Annotated in this window: 21 protein-coding genes; 3 read left to right on the top strand and 18 right to left on the bottom strand. The window is 65.9% G+C overall.

What is annotated here, in order from left to right; translation table 11 throughout:
• Nucleotides 1-22: 22 nt before the first annotated feature.
• Nucleotides 23-853 (top strand): hypothetical protein, encoded by an 831-nt coding sequence (locus tag DFR45_RS11635; protein WP_114483907.1) that lies wholly within the window; start codon nucleotides 23-25, stop codon nucleotides 851-853.
• Here the strand turns inward: DFR45_RS11635 and DFR45_RS11630 are convergent.
• The 12 genes from DFR45_RS11630 to DFR45_RS11575 form a co-directional block, all read right to left on the bottom strand.
• The gene (locus tag DFR45_RS11630; RefSeq protein ID WP_114483906.1) at nucleotides 810-1292 is read right to left on the bottom strand and encodes a DUF488 domain-containing protein; all 483 of its coding nucleotides are present in this window, start codon (nucleotides 1290-1292) and stop codon (nucleotides 810-812) included. The two genes, DFR45_RS11635 and DFR45_RS11630, sit on opposite strands and share 44 nt — an antisense overlap.
• A 100-nt stretch (nucleotides 1293-1392) precedes the next feature.
• Entirely contained in the window at nucleotides 1393-1845 is a 453-nt protein-coding gene (locus DFR45_RS11625) for a lysozyme (RefSeq protein ID WP_421782473.1), read from the bottom strand.
• Complete coding sequence (locus DFR45_RS11620; protein ID WP_114483904.1) at nucleotides 1845-2321, bottom strand: hypothetical protein; 477 nt, start codon at nucleotides 2319-2321, stop codon at nucleotides 1845-1847. Before DFR45_RS11620 ends, DFR45_RS11625 begins: the two co-directional genes overlap by 1 nt.
• Complete coding sequence (locus tag DFR45_RS11615) at nucleotides 2318-2623, bottom strand: DUF6127 family protein (RefSeq protein WP_114483903.1); 306 nt, start codon at nucleotides 2621-2623, stop codon at nucleotides 2318-2320. The genes DFR45_RS11620 and DFR45_RS11615 overlap by 4 nt, the downstream gene beginning before the upstream one ends.
• A gap of 65 nt (nucleotides 2624-2688) precedes the next feature.
• Entirely contained in the window at nucleotides 2689-3039 is a 351-nt protein-coding gene (locus tag DFR45_RS11610; RefSeq protein ID WP_114483902.1) for a DUF2793 domain-containing protein, read from the bottom strand.
• On the bottom strand, nucleotides 3039-5312 hold the full coding sequence (locus DFR45_RS11605; protein ID WP_114483901.1) for a phage tail protein: 2274 nt from the start codon (nucleotides 5310-5312) through the stop codon (nucleotides 3039-3041). The genes DFR45_RS11610 and DFR45_RS11605 overlap by 1 nt, the downstream gene beginning before the upstream one ends.
• A complete protein-coding gene (locus DFR45_RS11600) occupies nucleotides 5312-5518 on the bottom strand; it encodes a hypothetical protein (RefSeq protein WP_114483900.1) in 207 nt (68 codons plus the stop codon). The genes DFR45_RS11605 and DFR45_RS11600 overlap by 1 nt, the downstream gene beginning before the upstream one ends.
• Nucleotides 5515-5742: a hypothetical protein gene (locus DFR45_RS11595; RefSeq protein ID WP_114483899.1), complete on the bottom strand. Its 228-nt coding sequence runs from the start codon at nucleotides 5740-5742 to the stop codon at nucleotides 5515-5517. The genes DFR45_RS11600 and DFR45_RS11595 overlap by 4 nt, the downstream gene beginning before the upstream one ends.
• An 18-nt stretch (nucleotides 5743-5760) precedes the next feature.
• Complete coding sequence (locus DFR45_RS11590; RefSeq protein WP_421782476.1) at nucleotides 5761-6582, bottom strand: DUF2163 domain-containing protein; 822 nt, start codon at nucleotides 6580-6582, stop codon at nucleotides 5761-5763.
• Nucleotides 6583-6584: 2 nt separating this feature from the next.
• A complete protein-coding gene (locus DFR45_RS11585) occupies nucleotides 6585-8147 on the bottom strand; it encodes a hypothetical protein (RefSeq protein ID WP_114483898.1) in 1563 nt (520 codons plus the stop codon).
• Nucleotides 8144-9214: a hypothetical protein gene (locus DFR45_RS11580; protein ID WP_114483897.1), complete on the bottom strand. Its 1071-nt coding sequence runs from the start codon at nucleotides 9212-9214 to the stop codon at nucleotides 8144-8146. The genes DFR45_RS11585 and DFR45_RS11580 overlap by 4 nt, the downstream gene beginning before the upstream one ends.
• Before the next feature lie 5 nt (nucleotides 9215-9219).
• A complete protein-coding gene (locus DFR45_RS11575) occupies nucleotides 9220-11916 on the bottom strand; it encodes a coiled-coil domain-containing protein (RefSeq protein WP_114483896.1) in 2697 nt (898 codons plus the stop codon).
• A 92-nt stretch (nucleotides 11917-12008) separates the two neighbouring features.
• On the opposite strand from DFR45_RS11575, the gene DFR45_RS11570 reads away from it, so the two are divergent.
• A complete protein-coding gene (locus DFR45_RS11570) occupies nucleotides 12009-12290 on the top strand; it encodes a type II toxin-antitoxin system TacA family antitoxin (protein ID WP_114483895.1) in 282 nt (93 codons plus the stop codon).
• Nucleotides 12287-12784, top strand: coding sequence for a GNAT family N-acetyltransferase (locus DFR45_RS11565; RefSeq protein WP_114483894.1), 498 nt, complete (start codon nucleotides 12287-12289; stop codon nucleotides 12782-12784). Before DFR45_RS11570 ends, DFR45_RS11565 begins: the two co-directional genes overlap by 4 nt.
• Here the strand turns inward: DFR45_RS11565 and DFR45_RS11560 are convergent, their stop codons facing one another.
• The 6 genes from DFR45_RS11560 to DFR45_RS11540 are packed head-to-tail and all read right to left on the bottom strand — an operon-like array spanning nucleotide 12785 to nucleotide 15415.
• Nucleotides 12785-13429 (bottom strand): DUF6441 family protein, encoded by a 645-nt coding sequence (locus DFR45_RS11560; RefSeq protein WP_114483893.1) that lies wholly within the window; start codon nucleotides 13427-13429, stop codon nucleotides 12785-12787.
• 2 nt (nucleotides 13430-13431) lie between these two features.
• Nucleotides 13432-13590: a hypothetical protein gene (locus DFR45_RS14545; RefSeq protein WP_158636994.1), complete on the bottom strand. Its 159-nt coding sequence runs from the start codon at nucleotides 13588-13590 to the stop codon at nucleotides 13432-13434.
• A gap of 26 nt (nucleotides 13591-13616) precedes the next feature.
• Nucleotides 13617-14006 (bottom strand): DUF6631 family protein, encoded by a 390-nt coding sequence (locus DFR45_RS11555; protein ID WP_114483928.1) that lies wholly within the window; start codon nucleotides 14004-14006, stop codon nucleotides 13617-13619.
• An 11-nt stretch (nucleotides 14007-14017) separates the two neighbouring features.
• On the bottom strand, nucleotides 14018-14770 hold the full coding sequence (locus tag DFR45_RS11550; protein WP_114483892.1) for a phage tail tube protein: 753 nt from the start codon (nucleotides 14768-14770) through the stop codon (nucleotides 14018-14020).
• A gap of 2 nt (nucleotides 14771-14772) precedes the next feature.
• Nucleotides 14773-14976 (bottom strand): DUF7210 family protein, encoded by a 204-nt coding sequence (locus DFR45_RS11545; protein ID WP_114483891.1) that lies wholly within the window; start codon nucleotides 14974-14976, stop codon nucleotides 14773-14775.
• A gap of 7 nt (nucleotides 14977-14983) precedes the next feature.
• Nucleotides 14984-15415, bottom strand: a complete 432-nt coding sequence (locus tag DFR45_RS11540; RefSeq protein WP_114483890.1) for a hypothetical protein — start codon at nucleotides 15413-15415, stop codon at nucleotides 14984-14986.
• Nucleotides 15416-15424 lie beyond the last annotated feature (9 nt).

Genomic DNA, 15424 nt, shown 5'->3' with positions numbered 1-15424 from the left:
GAAGAACAAGGGAGGGGATGCTATGGCTTTGGGACGAATGGAGCGCATTCTGATCTTGGCGAAGACGTACCCCTCGCCCAGTGCCCAGTACGTCGAGACGTCGTGCGTTGCAGGCATCAGCCAGGACGGCTCGATGCGTCGCCTGTACCCGGTTCCCTTTCGAATGATCGAGGAAGGCCAGCAGTTCAAGAAGTGGCAGTGGATCGAAGTCCGGGTCGAGAAAGCGAACAAGGATCACCGACCCGAGAGCCACAAGCTCTACGTCGACACGATTACATGCGGGGATGTGATCGACACCAAGAAGGAGTGGGCATCCCGCTGGGAATGGCTGGACAAGATCCCGGCGTTCGATAGCTTCGATGCCATCGAATCAGGACGGCTTGGCGATGGGTTGTCGATTGCGTTGCTGCGACCCAAGAGGCTGCTCGGCCTCGAAATCACCAAGGCCCGAAACCAGGACTGGACGGAGGAGGAAAGAGAGAAGCTGATGCGCGAGCAGATGCAAGGCGATCTCTTCTCTGAAGCGGAGGCGAAGCGCCAAGTGAAGGAGCTTCGCAAGGTGCCGTTCGACTTCTACTACCGGTACGTATGCGACACGCGCGAGGGCGAGAAGGAGCACAAGCACAAGATCGTCGATTGGGAGGCGGGTGCGTTGTTCTGGAATTGCCGCCGCGACCACGGCGTCGACTGGGAAGCGCCGTTCCGCGCCAAGCTGGAGGGGCAGCTGGGCGGCAAGGACTTGATGTTCCTGATGGGCAATCAGCACCGGTTCCAAGACCAGTGGCTGATCATCAGCTTGATCTATCCGCCTAAGCGAAAGCCAGCCGAAGTGATGCAGGGCTCGTTGTTCTAGCGTCCGCTGCCTTGATGTGCTCGACGTTCGCGCCGCAGTAGTCGCGCACTGCATTGGCCACCATCGAGCGGTGGCAGAAATTGAAGTCGGCCTCGTAGCAGAGTAGCGCGCAGTTCGACGCACCCACCAAGTCCGAGAGTTCAGCAATGGCGACCTCCTGCGTCTTCAAGTGCTTGAGGAAGCCATCGGTGTAGCGCTTCCAGTTGCCATCCTCGCGGTAACGGTCGCGCACTGGCTTCGGGCAGCCGAGATCGACCATGTGGACATACTCGAGGCCGGAGAGATTGAGCACGCTGGCCAGTGCCTTCTTCGAGAAGCCGGGCTTGCGTGACAGGGGCAGTTCGCGGATGTCCACGACGGTTTCGATGTCGTGCTCAGCGAGCAGCGACATGAACGCGTCGATGTCCAGTCCTTCGTAGCCTATGGTGAAAACGGTCATTCTTGTGCCCCTCTAGAGCTTGAATTTTACCGGAGGATGGGTGCTCTGACGAGTCTTGATATGATTAAAGGTTTGCCATTTCGTTGCATCGACGCGTGCCTTACTGCATCAGTGCGGCTTCCACCTCTCGACGTGCCACAAGCCCGGGCAAAACTCGGCCTCCACCGTAGACCCAACGGCGTAGTTCTTGTCCGGCTGCAACCCAGTCCCGCTGGTTGACTCGTCGCCGCAGCGTTGACGTCTGCAGACGCCCCGCCCCAAGATTGAGCGTGAAGTCCACGATGGCCGAAAGCCTCCCCTCGGGTCCGGTTGCCAGCACCGGGCAGCAGCGCAACGTGGCGTCGAGCGCCGCCTGCAGATCGCGCGTCAGATAGTCCTCGGCTTCGGCCTCGCTGATCGGTGGATGCGTCGCGTCGCACAGATGGCCGTAGCCAATCGTCCAGTACCCGGCCGGGCAGATGTACGGATGTGCGCGGCCCGGATCGTGTTTCGGTACGCGATGAAAACCCTCGAACCGCTTGGCCAGTTCGATGGCCGTTTTCGGCACTTCCATCACGGCCGCACCCGGTCGAACACGCGCCCGAGGAACCAGAAGTTGAGCACCCCGGCCCACAGCGCCTGATCGGCCTCGGTCCAAGCGTGCAGGATTGCCGTGCCCCACCCAGCACCAGCGGTCACGGCCGCCGCGAACGCTGCCGTCTTGGCCGCACAGTACAGCGCCATGAACCAGTAGGTGATGACGGGCCGCACGCTGATCGACAAGGCATCGGCCCAGCGCACGCCTGAGCGCTGCCCCTGGGCGGCAACGGCCTCGCGCAGCGCCTCGATGGCGCCGGTGTTCCACGCCGCGTCCGCGCTCGCGCCGATCTCGGCCATCCGCTGCGCGCCCCGCAGCTTCTCGAACTCCAGTGCCTTGTCCTGCATCGCCAGTTCGTGGCCACGTTCGCCTTTGCGGTCGAGCCACTTGAGGATTTCAGGTGCAAGACGGAATACCCCACCGAGGAGGCCTCCGAGCAAGGTCTCGATCATTGCGGGCCTCCCATCAGCTTCAACTTGATGGCGGCACCGACCAGCAGTGCGGCCAGGATGCCGGTGGTGATGACCTTGACGGTGGTCTGCCACGCGGTGCGCCGGGCATCGCGCCAGGCCTCCAACAGGTCGCGCAGTTCGCGGATGTCACGCGCGGCGTGGCCGTTTTCCAGGCCAAGGTGGGTCAGCACGCGCTCGGCGCCGCGTTCGGCGGCACGGTCGAGCAGTTCATCGAACTCCTCGCGGCGCAAGAGCAGCATGGTTTCGACGAGCACAGGCAGTTGGTGTCCGGATTCGGTCATTGCGGTCTCCAGAAATGCGAAACCCGCCTCGGGGCGGGTCTCGGGTCGGTACAAGGCAGGAAAAATCAGATGGCGATGCCCGCGCTCCAGCCGGTGGGTTTGAAGACCGAGAGCTTGGCCTCGTCCTCGACGTAGCAAAGCCAGCCGACCCTTGGCGGGTTGTATTCCCACGCGCCATCGATGCGCACGGCGATCTGGTTGGTTTTGCCTGCCCACGCGCCGGTGGCGGCGGCGGGGACGATGTAGCGGTCGCCGTTGGCGGGGCTGGGCGGTGGCGTGGTCAGGTCGCGGTCTTTGACGGACAGGCCGACGGTTGCGCCGAGGCGTTTGAGGTTGGCGTCCATCGCGCTGCCCCAGCCGCTTTCACCCAGCGTCCAGCCGTAGGTGAGCCCAAGGTTCGGGTCGGTGTTGGCCATCAGATCCCTCCGTAGTAGTTGCCGTAGTGCAGGCCGTAGCCCGCGCGAATGACTTGCCGCACCTGCGGCTGCCAGCTTTCCAGCCCGTCGCGCACGGCAGTGATTTCCAGCGTGACGCGGTCACCCAGCGCTCCGGCATCCGCTGCAGCGCCGGCCACGTCCCAGACGACGCTGTTGCCAAAAATGCCGGTTGCGGTATGCACCGGCGCGCCAGTGCGATCCCGGATGCGCAGCGTGTAGCTCACGCCAGGTTCCGGGCCGATGTCGCCTGCGTCTTGCTTCACGAGGTAGGCGGTCTGCTGCGTGCGGTCGCGGTGGACCCACGCGACGGTGAGGTCACCGGCCACCACCGCTGGCTCGGTCTGGCCATTGAGGCGAATGCGTCCGGGTGGATACGGCAAAGCCTGCCGACCAGCCAGCAACATCGGCTGCCCATTGGCGGCGAACACAGGATCGCCCTGACCGGTCGATGTGCAAGGAATCGCTCCCACGAACACCGATTCGCCCGGAGCGCGCTCACCGCCTTCGGATGCCAGCCATTCACCGACACCGATCAGCCGCGTGCCGCTGGCGTGGGACTGCGGCGTGGTGTCGAGCACGCCGCGTGCGAGATCGATGCGGGCGCTTGCCGTGTCGAAGTCCAGGACGGCCACGGCCTCGCGGATGTCGCCGCTGGCATCGAGCAGGTAGGCGTAGTCGCCCACGGCCAGTCGTTCCGGCTGGCTGATGGCGGTCACTGGCACGCTGACGGCATCGGTTTCGCTGGCGGGCAAGGCGGCATCCAGCGTGAGCAGCGGCGCGTAGTCCTCGCCCACGACGGCTGCGAGGTCGCCTGCGGACGCGCCCGTGGCGAGTTGCCAGTTCAGTTGCCCCGCACCGCCGGCAGCGGCCAAGGCACCCAGCGGCGCGTCGGTGTCGGTCAGGTAATCGAGTTCAGCCCGCGACAAGCTGCGCGCCAGTTCCCAATATGGAATCTCCACCGCCAGTACCAGTGCGGGCGGCAGCGGCACAAGCTGCGGCTCCTCGATGATGGGTGGCGGCGGGGCGAGCACGACGTTGTCCAGGCCGAACACGTCCTCCATCGCCTCAATGCGCCACTCCAATGCGCCCAGCGTGCCGGTGTCGATGCCGGTCACGCGCACCACCATCTGGTCGATGCCCAGGGGCGGCCAGTTGAGCAGGAACACATCGCCCGGCAGCGGCGCACGTTCCAGCGTGTCGCGCGCCACGGTCAAGCTCATCCGGGCCAGCGGCGAGCCCAGGGCGCGCAGGTCACGCAGCGCCAGCCGGGCAGCGAGAGGCCCGTAGTTCACGCCTGGGTAGTCGCGGCGCTGATTGATCACGCCGCCTTGCAACTGGATGGCGGCAAGATTTTCGACTGTGACCGTCGCATCACCGCCGGTTTGCCAATCGGTGTAGACGACAGTGAGCTCGTTGGGCAGCTCGCCCCATTGGGCGCGCTCGAAACGCTCCAGTCGCACGATCTGGTCCGGCCCCAGCTGCGGCAGGCTGTCGATCCAGTAGTCGTCGCGCAGCAGCTTCAGCTCGAACGTGCCTTGCTCCGGGTCGGTGTAGAGGATGCCGCCGATGTGGTCGAGCACCTGCGCGATGAAGTTCTCGATGGACTGCTGGCGCGTCCAGATCAGATTCAGACCAAAGCCCTCGCTCGACAGCGCCCACGCTGCGTTCCAGAAGCTGCCGCCGATGCTGTCCAGCGGATAGCCCATGCCCCAGTGCGGATCGGTGAGGCACTGAACCAGGATGTGCGCCGGGTTCATGCCGACGCTGATCTCACGGCCCAGATCGTCGTCCCATGCAGTTACCTCGGCGTTCCACGCCATCCAAGGCGATCCAAACCAGCCTGCCGTGAAGCGGCGCACGCGCACCGCCCACGGCTTGATGTAGGGGTTGTTGGCGGCAAACAGAATCTTGCGCGCCACCAAGGACAGCACGCCGCGGAAGGCCGGAATGGAACTGCCGAGGCGCGCCATCAGATAGTCGTTGCGCCCCTGGGCCGGGCCGCCAGACAGCACGTCGACGGTGCCCACCACACCGCCTTCGCGTGCGTCGCCGCCAAACAGGGTGGGCTTGTTGATCGAGAGGCTGGTCAGCCCATGTCCGCTCGGCAGCGGCCCACGCTCGGCATCGCCCCACGCGGTACGCTCGCCCATCTGGATTTCCTGCACGGCATCGACCGGCCCCTGGCACAGCACCAGATGCAGGCCCATGCGGTAGCGGTAGCCGACGGTTTGCTTCTTGCTGCTGCCGCCCATCAGCCGTGCCCCAACCGATTGCGCGCGCGCTCGACCACCCGCAACGCCATCGCATCACCCGTGGCCAGCAGGGTTTCAGCCGTGCAGCCCTCACGCAAAAAGGCACGAAAGTCCAGATCGTGACGCGCGAACCAGACGCGCGTGCCGTTCACGCACAGGCCAGCGGCGCGCACGTCGTCGATGGTCACGGTCACGTCCGCGCTCATTTCTTGCCACCTTTCTTCTTGATCGGGTCGGCTTCCAGATCGCCGTACCAGACCACGTTGGCCCCGCGCAGCAGCACGGTGCCGAATACGACGGGAATCGGGCGGCCTTCTTCGGCGGTGGGCGCATCGACGTCGGACAGGGACGCCGGTTTGGGTTCTGGCGGTTTCGGGGCGAGCGCGCTCGAGATCAGCGCCGCCACCACGATGACGACGAGGTACCACATGGCGATTTCTCCAGGGATTCAGAACACGCCCGTCGAAAACGGGTTCTTGCTCGGGATGGCGGGAAAGCCGCCGTAGTTGTCGAGGTTGTTGAAGCGCGCGGCGCAGGTTGCCGTGCTGTGGTCGCAACCGGCCGTCAGCAGCACTTCGGTACCCGGTTCGAGGGCCACGGAATAGAGCAGCTCCACGCCGCTGCCGGTGTCGCTGACGATCATGTGCCGCGCGCCATCGGGCGTTTGCAGCCAGCCACCGGCCAGGCTGCCGCTGACGCCGCCCGGCACGCCGCCGTCGAGATCGACGCTGCGGCCGTAGACCTCCAAGACAAAGGCGTCGGCGGTGATCGGCCCAGCACCGCAAGCCGCCGAATACAGCACGTGCGAACACTTGCGGCTGTAGAGCCTGCGCAGTCCGATGCGCTTCAAACTGACCTGCGCCGATTCGCAGCGGATGCGCGCCTGATCATCAGCGACTTCCACGCCCAGCACGCGGCCCATCCAGCGCGTGCCGGACAGCCACCAGATGTCACCCCAGGTGTCACGCTGGCCGATGCGCAGCGTGACGGCGGTGGTGTCGCCACTCAGTGCGCTGGCCAGCAGATGGCGCACCAGATCGGCGCTCGGCGGCAGCTTGAGTTCCAGCGCCGACTTGGCGGCCTCGGCACCCAGCGCCAGTTCATTGCGCTCGATGGGGAGGCTGCTGTACAGCGTGCCTTCGAGATCGACATCGAACTCGTGCGGGGTCAGGTAGAACTGCGCGCTGTTGCTGGCAAAGGCGTAGAGCTCGACCTCGGACAAGGGATGCGGTGCAATCGGACACGCGCTGTTCGTGACGGCGTGGCTCATGGTCAGCTCGGCATGTATATGATGCGGTTGTTGCAACGCGGCTCGGGCAGCTGGCGGCAGGTCAACGTGATCTCCAGCAGCGTCGGGCCGTGCCAGTACAGGTCGATGGCGTCGTGGTCGAGGCGGCAGCGGGCAAGGCGAATGACCCGGCTGCCTGCGGGCACTCGAGTCGCGAGGCCCGAGCGCAGCACCAGCACCGCGTCGCCGTCCAGATGGCAGGTGGCGGTCAGCGCGTGTTGCCGGGTACCGTCCGGGTGCACGATCAGGCAGGCGGCGGGACGATGCCAAAACGCGGAGACATCCTTGCCGCCCACGCGCAGAAAGCCGTCCTCGGGGTCGGCTTCAGTGGTCATCCACAGGATCGGGGCCAGCCCATCGGGCAGCCAGAACGGGTTGAGCCGCCCTTGCGTTTGCCACAGGCGGGCGCGCCAGATGTCGATTTCATCGGGAGAACTGGCCAGATAGCGCCGCTGGAAGGTCGTGGTCGCCCACGGATCGTCGCGGCGCATCCACGCATCGGCGGCGGAAAAATCTTGGCGAGTGATCGTCGCTTGCGCGACGGCCGTCGGATCGTCCCGCCAGTTGCCATCGGGCCACACCGGCAGATCGTCCAGCCAAGGATCGTCGAGCAGGCCGGCATCCGGCGGCGGCGCCGGTTCGAGCTGGGCCACCACGTTACCGCCGACCCTACCCGGCACCCATTGGGTGAGATCGGCAGGATCGACGGCGCGGCCCCACACCAGCGGCAGCACGCTGCTGCCCGGTGGCGCGCGGCGGGCCAAGGGCTCGGTGAGCCACAGGGTATCCGGCGCGACCTGACGCAACTGCACCTGCTGCCAACCATCGGGCGCGATGAGCAGCGCCCAGACTTCATCACCTTGCCAGCCCTGCACGCCGTTCCCGTCGAGCCGCAGGTCGGCGCGTGCGGGCACAAAATGCCGCCAGTCGGCCTCCTGCACAGCAAGGGCCGGCGCACCGGCTTCGGCGTGCGCGGTCAGCGCCACGGCGTGCTGGGGCAGCGGCCACCACGCCTGCTGGCCCAGATGGTCGGCCAGCCAGTCGGCCACCAGCGCATCGGTCGGGCGCGCATTGCCGACCCGATAGCTCAGCGTGCGGCGCGGCACCTTGCGGCGCGCCTGGCGCGATTCGTTGCCGCTGGCCAGGCGCGTCACGCCGGTCTGCCACTCCAGTCGTTCGATCAGCGGTTCGGCCCAGTCGTGGCGGAAGGCAAACACGCCACGTTGCGCCTGCGGCCACGGCGTGTCGCCAAAGGCGTCCATGCCGGTGGCGACGATGGCGGCAGCGGCCGTATCCCGACGCAGCACCTCGACCACGAACACCGGCCCGACCAGCGGCGGCCAGGGCTTGGCCAGCAGTTCGGCCAGCCACGTCGCGGCGCGATTCGGCGGCCACGGTGCGCTGGCGGTTTCGGCAGCCAGTTCGGCGGTCAGGCTGCCTGCGGCGGCGCGTGACAGCACTTCGCCACGCAGTTCCGTCAGCGCATTGCCGGGTAGCGGCTGGCTCGATGTTTCCGCAACCGTTTGAACAACGACGGATTCGGTCACGCCGACTCCATCCCGAACTCGGCGGCGTTGAAGGCGGCCTCCGTCCACTGCACGTTGCCGTTCGGATTGCGCTCGAACAGCGCGCACTGCCACGCCTGTTGTTCCTGCAGGATCACCTCGGGGCTGACGGCGGTTTGCGCGCCGCTGACCACGAGGCCTTTTACCTTGCCCAAGCCCGCATCGGTCTTGCGCGCCAGCATCGTCAGTTGCACGCCGAACACCGCCGGCGTGGCCATCGCTGGCAGCGGCGCGACATCGAAGCTTTGGCGCAGTCCGGCGCTGGGCGCGCTGATGAAGGTGCGCTCATCCTCGTCGCCGACGGCTTGCCACGCGGCGGTGCCAGAGGGCGTCACCGTCCACTGGTTCAGGCTGCCATCGGCTTGCGCCTGCAAGGCGTCGACGCGCACGTCGCCCAGGAAGGTGTTGTTGATCGTGCCGCTGGTATCCGCGATGTAGAAGTCATCGACGTCGAGCGTCAACGGGCAGGGCTGGCCCGGAATCGCGCCGAGAAAGGCGGTGAGCAAAGGCCCGCCGCCCTGAATCGTGTTCTGCGCGGTCATCTGGATGGCCAGGACGCCGTTGATGCGCACCGACAGCACGCCGTTGCTGGTGCCTTGCGTGACCTGCAACTCGATGTAGTGCCAGCCGCGCGCGGGAGCCGTGACCACCGAGGTCGAGATCAGTTGCTCGTAGCCGCTCATTCCCGACCCTGTCCAGCGGTAGAGCTTGAGCCGACCGTCCTCGCCGACCTTCACCAGATGCGCGACCTGCGCGTTGGCGTCCCGCACGCCGAGCAGCAAGGGCTCGGCGTAGGTGTTCTCGTAAGGCACGATGCGAATCGACGCGCCGATGATGAGGCTGGTCTTGGTGGCATCGAGGTTTTTGACGTAGCCGCCACCCGAGCCTTCCGGCAGGCGCAGCGCAAACGACGACGGCCGCCGTCCCTGCACGCGGGTGGTCTGCGGCGACAGATACGCCGCCTTGCCGCGCGCCAGCCACGGCTGGCCGAAGTCGTCCAGCGCCTGCGGGTCGTAGTGGTCGAAGCCGTCGATGAACAGGAGTGCCATGAGATTTACCCTTGCAGCGCCGCACGGATCGCCCGTGCATTGCGTCCGATGATGTTGACGATGACCCGCTCCCCGGCAGGCGATTGCAGGTGGTCGTGCGTGACGCCCGGATCGATGGCGTTGACGATGCGCACCGCTTGATTGACCTGCGGCTGCGCGGGCGGCACCTTCACCTCGGGCACCAAACCGCCCGCCGCAAAGGCCAACTCGCCACCTTTGAAGCGCGGCCCGACCGACAGGCCGTTGAGCGAGTCGAGAAAGGCCACGCCCACTTGCCGCACGGCGGCGGCGCGCACCACGTACTCGCCCGCCGACAGCCGCGCCGGAATCGAGTCCGACGTGGCGCTGCCCGGCCCGGAGACCAGGCCGCCGCCCGCGAACTTCTTGATGCCGCCCAACAGCGCTAGGACCGCCGCGACCATCGCCCCCATCGCGGCGATGGCCAGCCCCGGCCCGACGATGGGAATGGAGGCCTGCGACGCCGCCGCCCCCGCCCCGGCCTTGGCCGCTTCCATCGACACCTCGGCCGTGGTTTGCGTGGATTTCTGGGCAAGGGACGCGGCGCTGGCGGCGGCTTCGGCGGTCTGCTCCTGCTGGATGAAGCTGAGCTTCATCGCGAGCATGCGCGCCTGCATCGCCATCCACTGCTGGAACGGCTGGATCACGATCTGCTGTAGGAAGGCGTCTGACACCTGCTGGAAGAGGCTCGCCAAGGCGCTGCGCCAGGTCTGCGCGCCGGTGATCATCCCGTTGAGCGCACCACCGAAGCTCTCGCCGATGCGGTTCCACAGCGGCGCCATTTCATCGACGGTGAGTCGGGTGCGATCCAGCTCGTTGCGCCACGCCTGCACGCGGATCACCGCATCCGGGCCAATGGCCTGCGCGGCCTGCTGCATGGTTGGCAGCAGACGTTCCATCTCGCTGGCCGATTGCTGTTGCAGGGCCACGATCTGCTGGCGCGCCTGCGCTTCGGTCAGCAATCCGGCCTGTTGCTGGATGCCGATGGCTTCCTGCGCATTGCGCAGCCGTTCGGTGACCTGCCGCCATTGGTCTTCCAGCGCCGCCAGATTGGCTTGCGCGGCTTTCACATTGATCAGCCGATCCACCAGCGACACGCCATCGGCATCGCTTTCCGCAGCGAGGCGAGCGCGCAGATCGCGGTAGCTGCGCTCGATGGCGGCTTGCCGGTCGGCGTCGGTCGCCGTGCCGGTGATCTGCGCCAGTTCCTCACGCGCAGCGGCGAGCGCATCGGCCAGTTCCCGCTCGGCTTGTGCCGCCTTGCGGGCGTTGGCCTGCTCTAGTCCCAAGCGCCGGTTGTTGAGCACGATGAGTTCCGCTTCCGCCTTGGCGACGTCGGCGCGGGCCTTGAGGCGGTCGTTCTCCGATCTGCCACCCGTGACCATCTGCTGGCCGCGCGCCAGTTCCTGCTGCACGCGGGCGATCTCGGCCTCGACTTCGCGCTGCTCGATGGCCGTCTTCTGCGCGTAGTAGTCGCGCACCGACACCAGACGGTCTTCGAGGGCAGCATCCAGCGCCGTTTGTTGCCGGGCCAGACCGTCCTTGAGCAAGGCGAACTCGGCATCGAGCCGTGCCTTCATCAAGGCGGTCTGCGCGCCGCTGGTGTCCTGCACCGGTTGCGGCTTGGTCATGCGTTGCAGCAGCGCCGGATCGGCCTGAATCTTCGGTGCCTTGACCTCGACGGGCTTGGGGTCGAACAGGCTGTCGCGGAACCCGGCCAGCTCATCCAGCCGTTTGACCAGATTGCCTTTGAGGTCGGCAATGATGGCCTTCGCTCCGTCGGTGTTGCCCTTGAGCGCTTCGACCGCCGCCGCGACACCGGCACCAATGGCCTCGCCCAGGGCGACGAAGGCCTTGCCGACCGTGGCGGCACCGAGCGCCAGGGTCTTGAGTACCAACACCACGCCGTCGAGGATCACGCGCAGCGTGCCGCCTTGCTTGGCCGACTCGACCATGCCACCGGCCATGTCGTTCAAGGCGGGCAGCAATGAGGCGATGATCTGGTTGCCGATACTGGTGGTGGCCAGTTTCAGCTTGTCGAGGGCGTCGTTGAAGTTGCCCGCCTGCGCGGCGGTTTCGGAACTCATCTGCACGCCGAGCGCTTGCATCTCGGCAGCCAGCTCATCGATGCCGTCGCGCCCCTGATTCAGGAACGGGATCAGCTCGGCGCCCGACTTGCCGAACACGCGCATCGCCAGGGCGGTTTTCTCCGCGCCATCGGGCATGGACTTGAAGCGCTCAGCCAGATCCAGTAGCACCTGATCGGTGGCGCGCAGGGTGCCGTCCTGGTTCTTGAACTCGACACCCACGGCGGAGAATCCGCGCGCGGCATCTTCCGACCCGGTCGCCGCTTCCAGCATCGTGGTGGACAGCTTGCGCAGGCCCTTCTCGAACGATTCGCCCGACACACCGGCCTGCTCGGCCGCCGGTTTCCAGACTGAAAGAGTCTCGACGCTGACACCGACACGCTGCGACATCTCATCGAGCGCATCGCCCGTGTCGATGGCCGACTTCACCATCTCGGTCAGGCCCGCCACCGACACCGCCACGCCAAGCTTGGCGAGAATGCCGTTCACGCTCTTGGCGGTGTCGGTCAGTCCGCCCAGACCGCGCTTGATCGAGTCGAAAGCGGTCTTGGTCTGGTCAACGGCGCTGATAAGGATTTGCGCACGATTGCTTGCCATTTGTTCTTCCCCAGAAGGATTCAAGCCTTCCACACACTGAAACTGGACTTGTACGGCAATTTGCCGTAAAATTGGATCAGGAGGTACTTGCCATGTCCAAAACGCCCACGACTGCGCGCCTTGAGGCCCGCATCAGCGCCGATCTGCACGCGCTGCTCAAACGCGCCGCCGAATTGCAGGGCCGCACCATGACGGACTTTGTCGTCGCTGCCGTGCAAGATGCCGCGCGGTGTGTCATCGACCAAACCGATGTCATCCGCATGGCTTTGGCTGATCAGGAATGCTTTGCCCAAGCCTTGCTGACGCCGCCTGCACCCACCCAGGCTCTGGAGCGCGCCTATGCCCGTCGCCGTAAATTGCTGCGCAGCGAATGAGTGCGCCGCTTCGGGTTGTGCCGCTGGATGCGGCGCATGAGCGCAGCGCATTTCGCTGTGCATCGGAGGCGCTGAACCGCTATCTGCACGAGCAGGTGGGGCAAGATACGCGTCGCCGCATCGCCGCCTGTTTCGTGGCCCTTGACGACGAGCAGCGCATCGCCGGGTACTACACCCTGGCCTCGAGCAGCGTGCTGCTCACCGATCTGCCTGAATCTGCGCGTAAAAAACTGCCGCGTTATCCCACCGTGCCGGTGGTGCGCATGGGACGGCTTGCGGTTGACCGATCCTTCGTAGGCATTGGGCTGGGCGGCGCATTGCTGGCCGATGCGTTGGAGCGTACCGCCCGTGCCGAAATCGCTGCCTATGCTTTGGTGGTTGATGCCAAGGACGAAACCGCATGCGCGTTTTACCGACATCACGGTTTCATTGCCTTGCCTGCCACGCCGTTGACGCTGTTCTTGCCGCTGGCGACTTTGCAGGCTCTACGCTGATCATCTACTGCGCTCCAGTTCTTTTTGAATCGCCCGCGCCAAGGCAGGCAGCGCGCGTTGCACGCCACCGGCCAGATCAAGTCGTCGTTTGAGATCGACGCGCTTGACCAGCACGGCGATGGGAATTTCCTGGCCGCGCTTGATCTGTTTTGCGCCAGTTCGGGAACGCTCGGCACGTTTGAAGCGGTTGAGTTGCGAGGCGTTCTCCTTGATGTTCTCGGCCATCAGCAGCACACGGCCGTTCTTCTCGATGAAGAAGGCATTGCCCGAACGCATCAGGCCATCGATGACCGCCCTGAATCGTTTCGGACCGATGCGCCCGGGCAGCAGTGGGATCAGCAGGTTGCCACTCACCGTGCCGCCTTTTTCGTGCAGGCCGAGCCAGGGGATCTTGCTGCCCACCCAGAGGGCAGGCAGTTCATTGGGCTTCTTGTCGAACACCTTCACGCCCATCGAGGAGATGAAGCCGTTGCGCTTGACGGTGAAGGCGCTGCGCATCTCGGCTCGCGCCGCGTCACGCACCTCGCGCCCGCCCGATCGCATGCCCTTGGCGACGGCGGTGTGGATGGCACGACGCCGCTCGGTGCTCCACGCCGCCAACTGGCGCGGGTCCAGCAAGCCGGTGGTGGTGAGCGAGAGACGCATGGTCAGTCCTTCAGGAGATCGCGTTGCAGTTGTTCGATGCTGCGCTTTTCGCCTTGGGCGGCGACCGCCACCACGCCCAGCCATTGCGCCAACCCTTGCCGTTCGAGCAGGCCATCGGCATCCAGAAAGGCCTGCGCCTGCCTGAGCGTGTAGGCCAGCACGTCGGGCAGCCGATGGCCGCCCCGGATCAGGCGGGCGACGGCGATGTCCCAAGGCGGTGCAGCAGCGGGGCCAGCTTCTCGGCCGAGCGCTGGATGCCCGGTACCACCCGGCCCACGAAAAAATCCGCATTCACCTCGAACACGGCGGCAGCCAGTTGCACCGCGTCGTCCAGCGGCAGATCGTTGACCCACGCCCGCTCGCGCCGGGCGGTGATCGCCAGCAGGTCGAGCATGGCTTCGCCGTGCTGGCCCAGCAGCGCCATCCAGTCCGGATCGCTGGTGATTTCCTCGGCCAGCGGGCGTACTACGGCCAGCAGCCGTGGCAACTCGCCCAGCCGGATCGGCGTCAGTTCCAGTGCAGTGCCGGATAGCGTCACGACCACCAGTGCCGGTGGGAAGGTTTTGAAGTCATCCATCACGTCACCCATCACAGCAGCACCAGACGACCAAACTGGCCGAGATCACCGCCGACCGGCTTGGTCAGATCCGCCAGCACTTGGCCCGACAGCTCGAACTTGAGCAGTTCGTCGGTGATGATCGAGAGTTCCTTGGCCGGGTTGATGGCCACGCGGTAGAGGTCGATCACCACCTCGCGGTTGCCGTCGGCGGTGTTGAGCCCCTCGAAGCGAATCCAGCGCTCGGGCAAGGGCTGGGTGAACATCGCCGTGCTCTGCGCTGCGCCATAGGCGTAATCGACGGTGAACGGCTCGGTGTACGGGCCGCCCGACGTGGCATCCAGCACCACCAGCGAGCCGTGCTTGGCATTGACGCTGTATTGGCTTGCCGGGAGCGTCTTGGGCGTGGCATCGGAGTCCTGAATCTGCACGGCGGACACGTTCTGCGCCGCCAGCGGGTACAGGCTGCCGGGCGTGACCGGGTTGGGCAGCAGCTCGCCCGTGACGGTGCCGGGAGTAATCGTGGTCGTGGTGCCGTAGAGCGCGAGCGCCAGGTTGGTGGCGATCAGTTCTTCCAGCGTGCAGGCGAATTCGCCTTTCTTGGTCTTGATAAGCTGCAAGTCGGTCAGGCGCTGACCCGACTGCGCTTCATGATGCTCGATGGTGTCCACCGACAGCGACACCTTCAGTTCGGGCACGTTGCCGACGAAGGTGAGGCCTGCCGGGTTGCCGAGGTCATCGCGTGCGCCGATGTAGACGCGGCCTTGTCCGGAAAAGTAAGCCATGGTCAGTCTCCTTGGGTGGCTGCAGTTGTGGAAACACCGGACGTGGCATCACGGCGGGCGGGTTTGGAATCGGTGGCGGGGATGGCCGCCTTGGCCGTGCCTTGCGCGATCAGCCAACGGGCGCTGGCGTCAGCAAGGTCGAGACGTTCGCCCACGTCGCGGCGCTGGCCTGCGTGGGTGTGGGGTTTGAGCAGTTCGATGTGCATTGGGGATTCATCCTGTTTGGGTGAGGTCGATGGCGTGGGTGCGGTAGCGGATCTCGTAGCGGGCCGGCAGCGCTGCGGCCCCGGCGTCGGCGTCGGCGTCGTCGAACTCCCATTCGCAGTCGATCTCGCGCACGGCGATGGCGAGGCCGCCCAGATTCGGGTCGGCCAGCAAGGCCGCGTGGGCCGCGACCAGTGCCAGGTCAGCCACGTCGAAGGCATCCGCGCCGCGTGCCACCACGGCAAGCCGGACGATCAAGAGCCGGTCGACGAGGTAATTGGCGTGGGCGGTGATGCTGTCGCCATCGACGAACAGCAGCAGCGCCGGACTGGCCTCGCGGGCGACCGGCACGGCAGGCATCCGCAGCACCGGGATCGGTGCAATCGCGGATGACAGGCGTGTGACGACCTCCCGCAAGACGCGCTCGCGGACGGAGTTCATGAAGTTGTC

This window comes from Extensimonas vulgaris, assembly GCF_003337425.1.
GTDB lineage: Bacteria > Pseudomonadota > Gammaproteobacteria > Burkholderiales > Burkholderiaceae_C > Extensimonas > Extensimonas vulgaris.
Note: the sequence above shows the minus strand (reverse complement) of the source record. Positions and strands in the feature narration are given on the sequence as shown.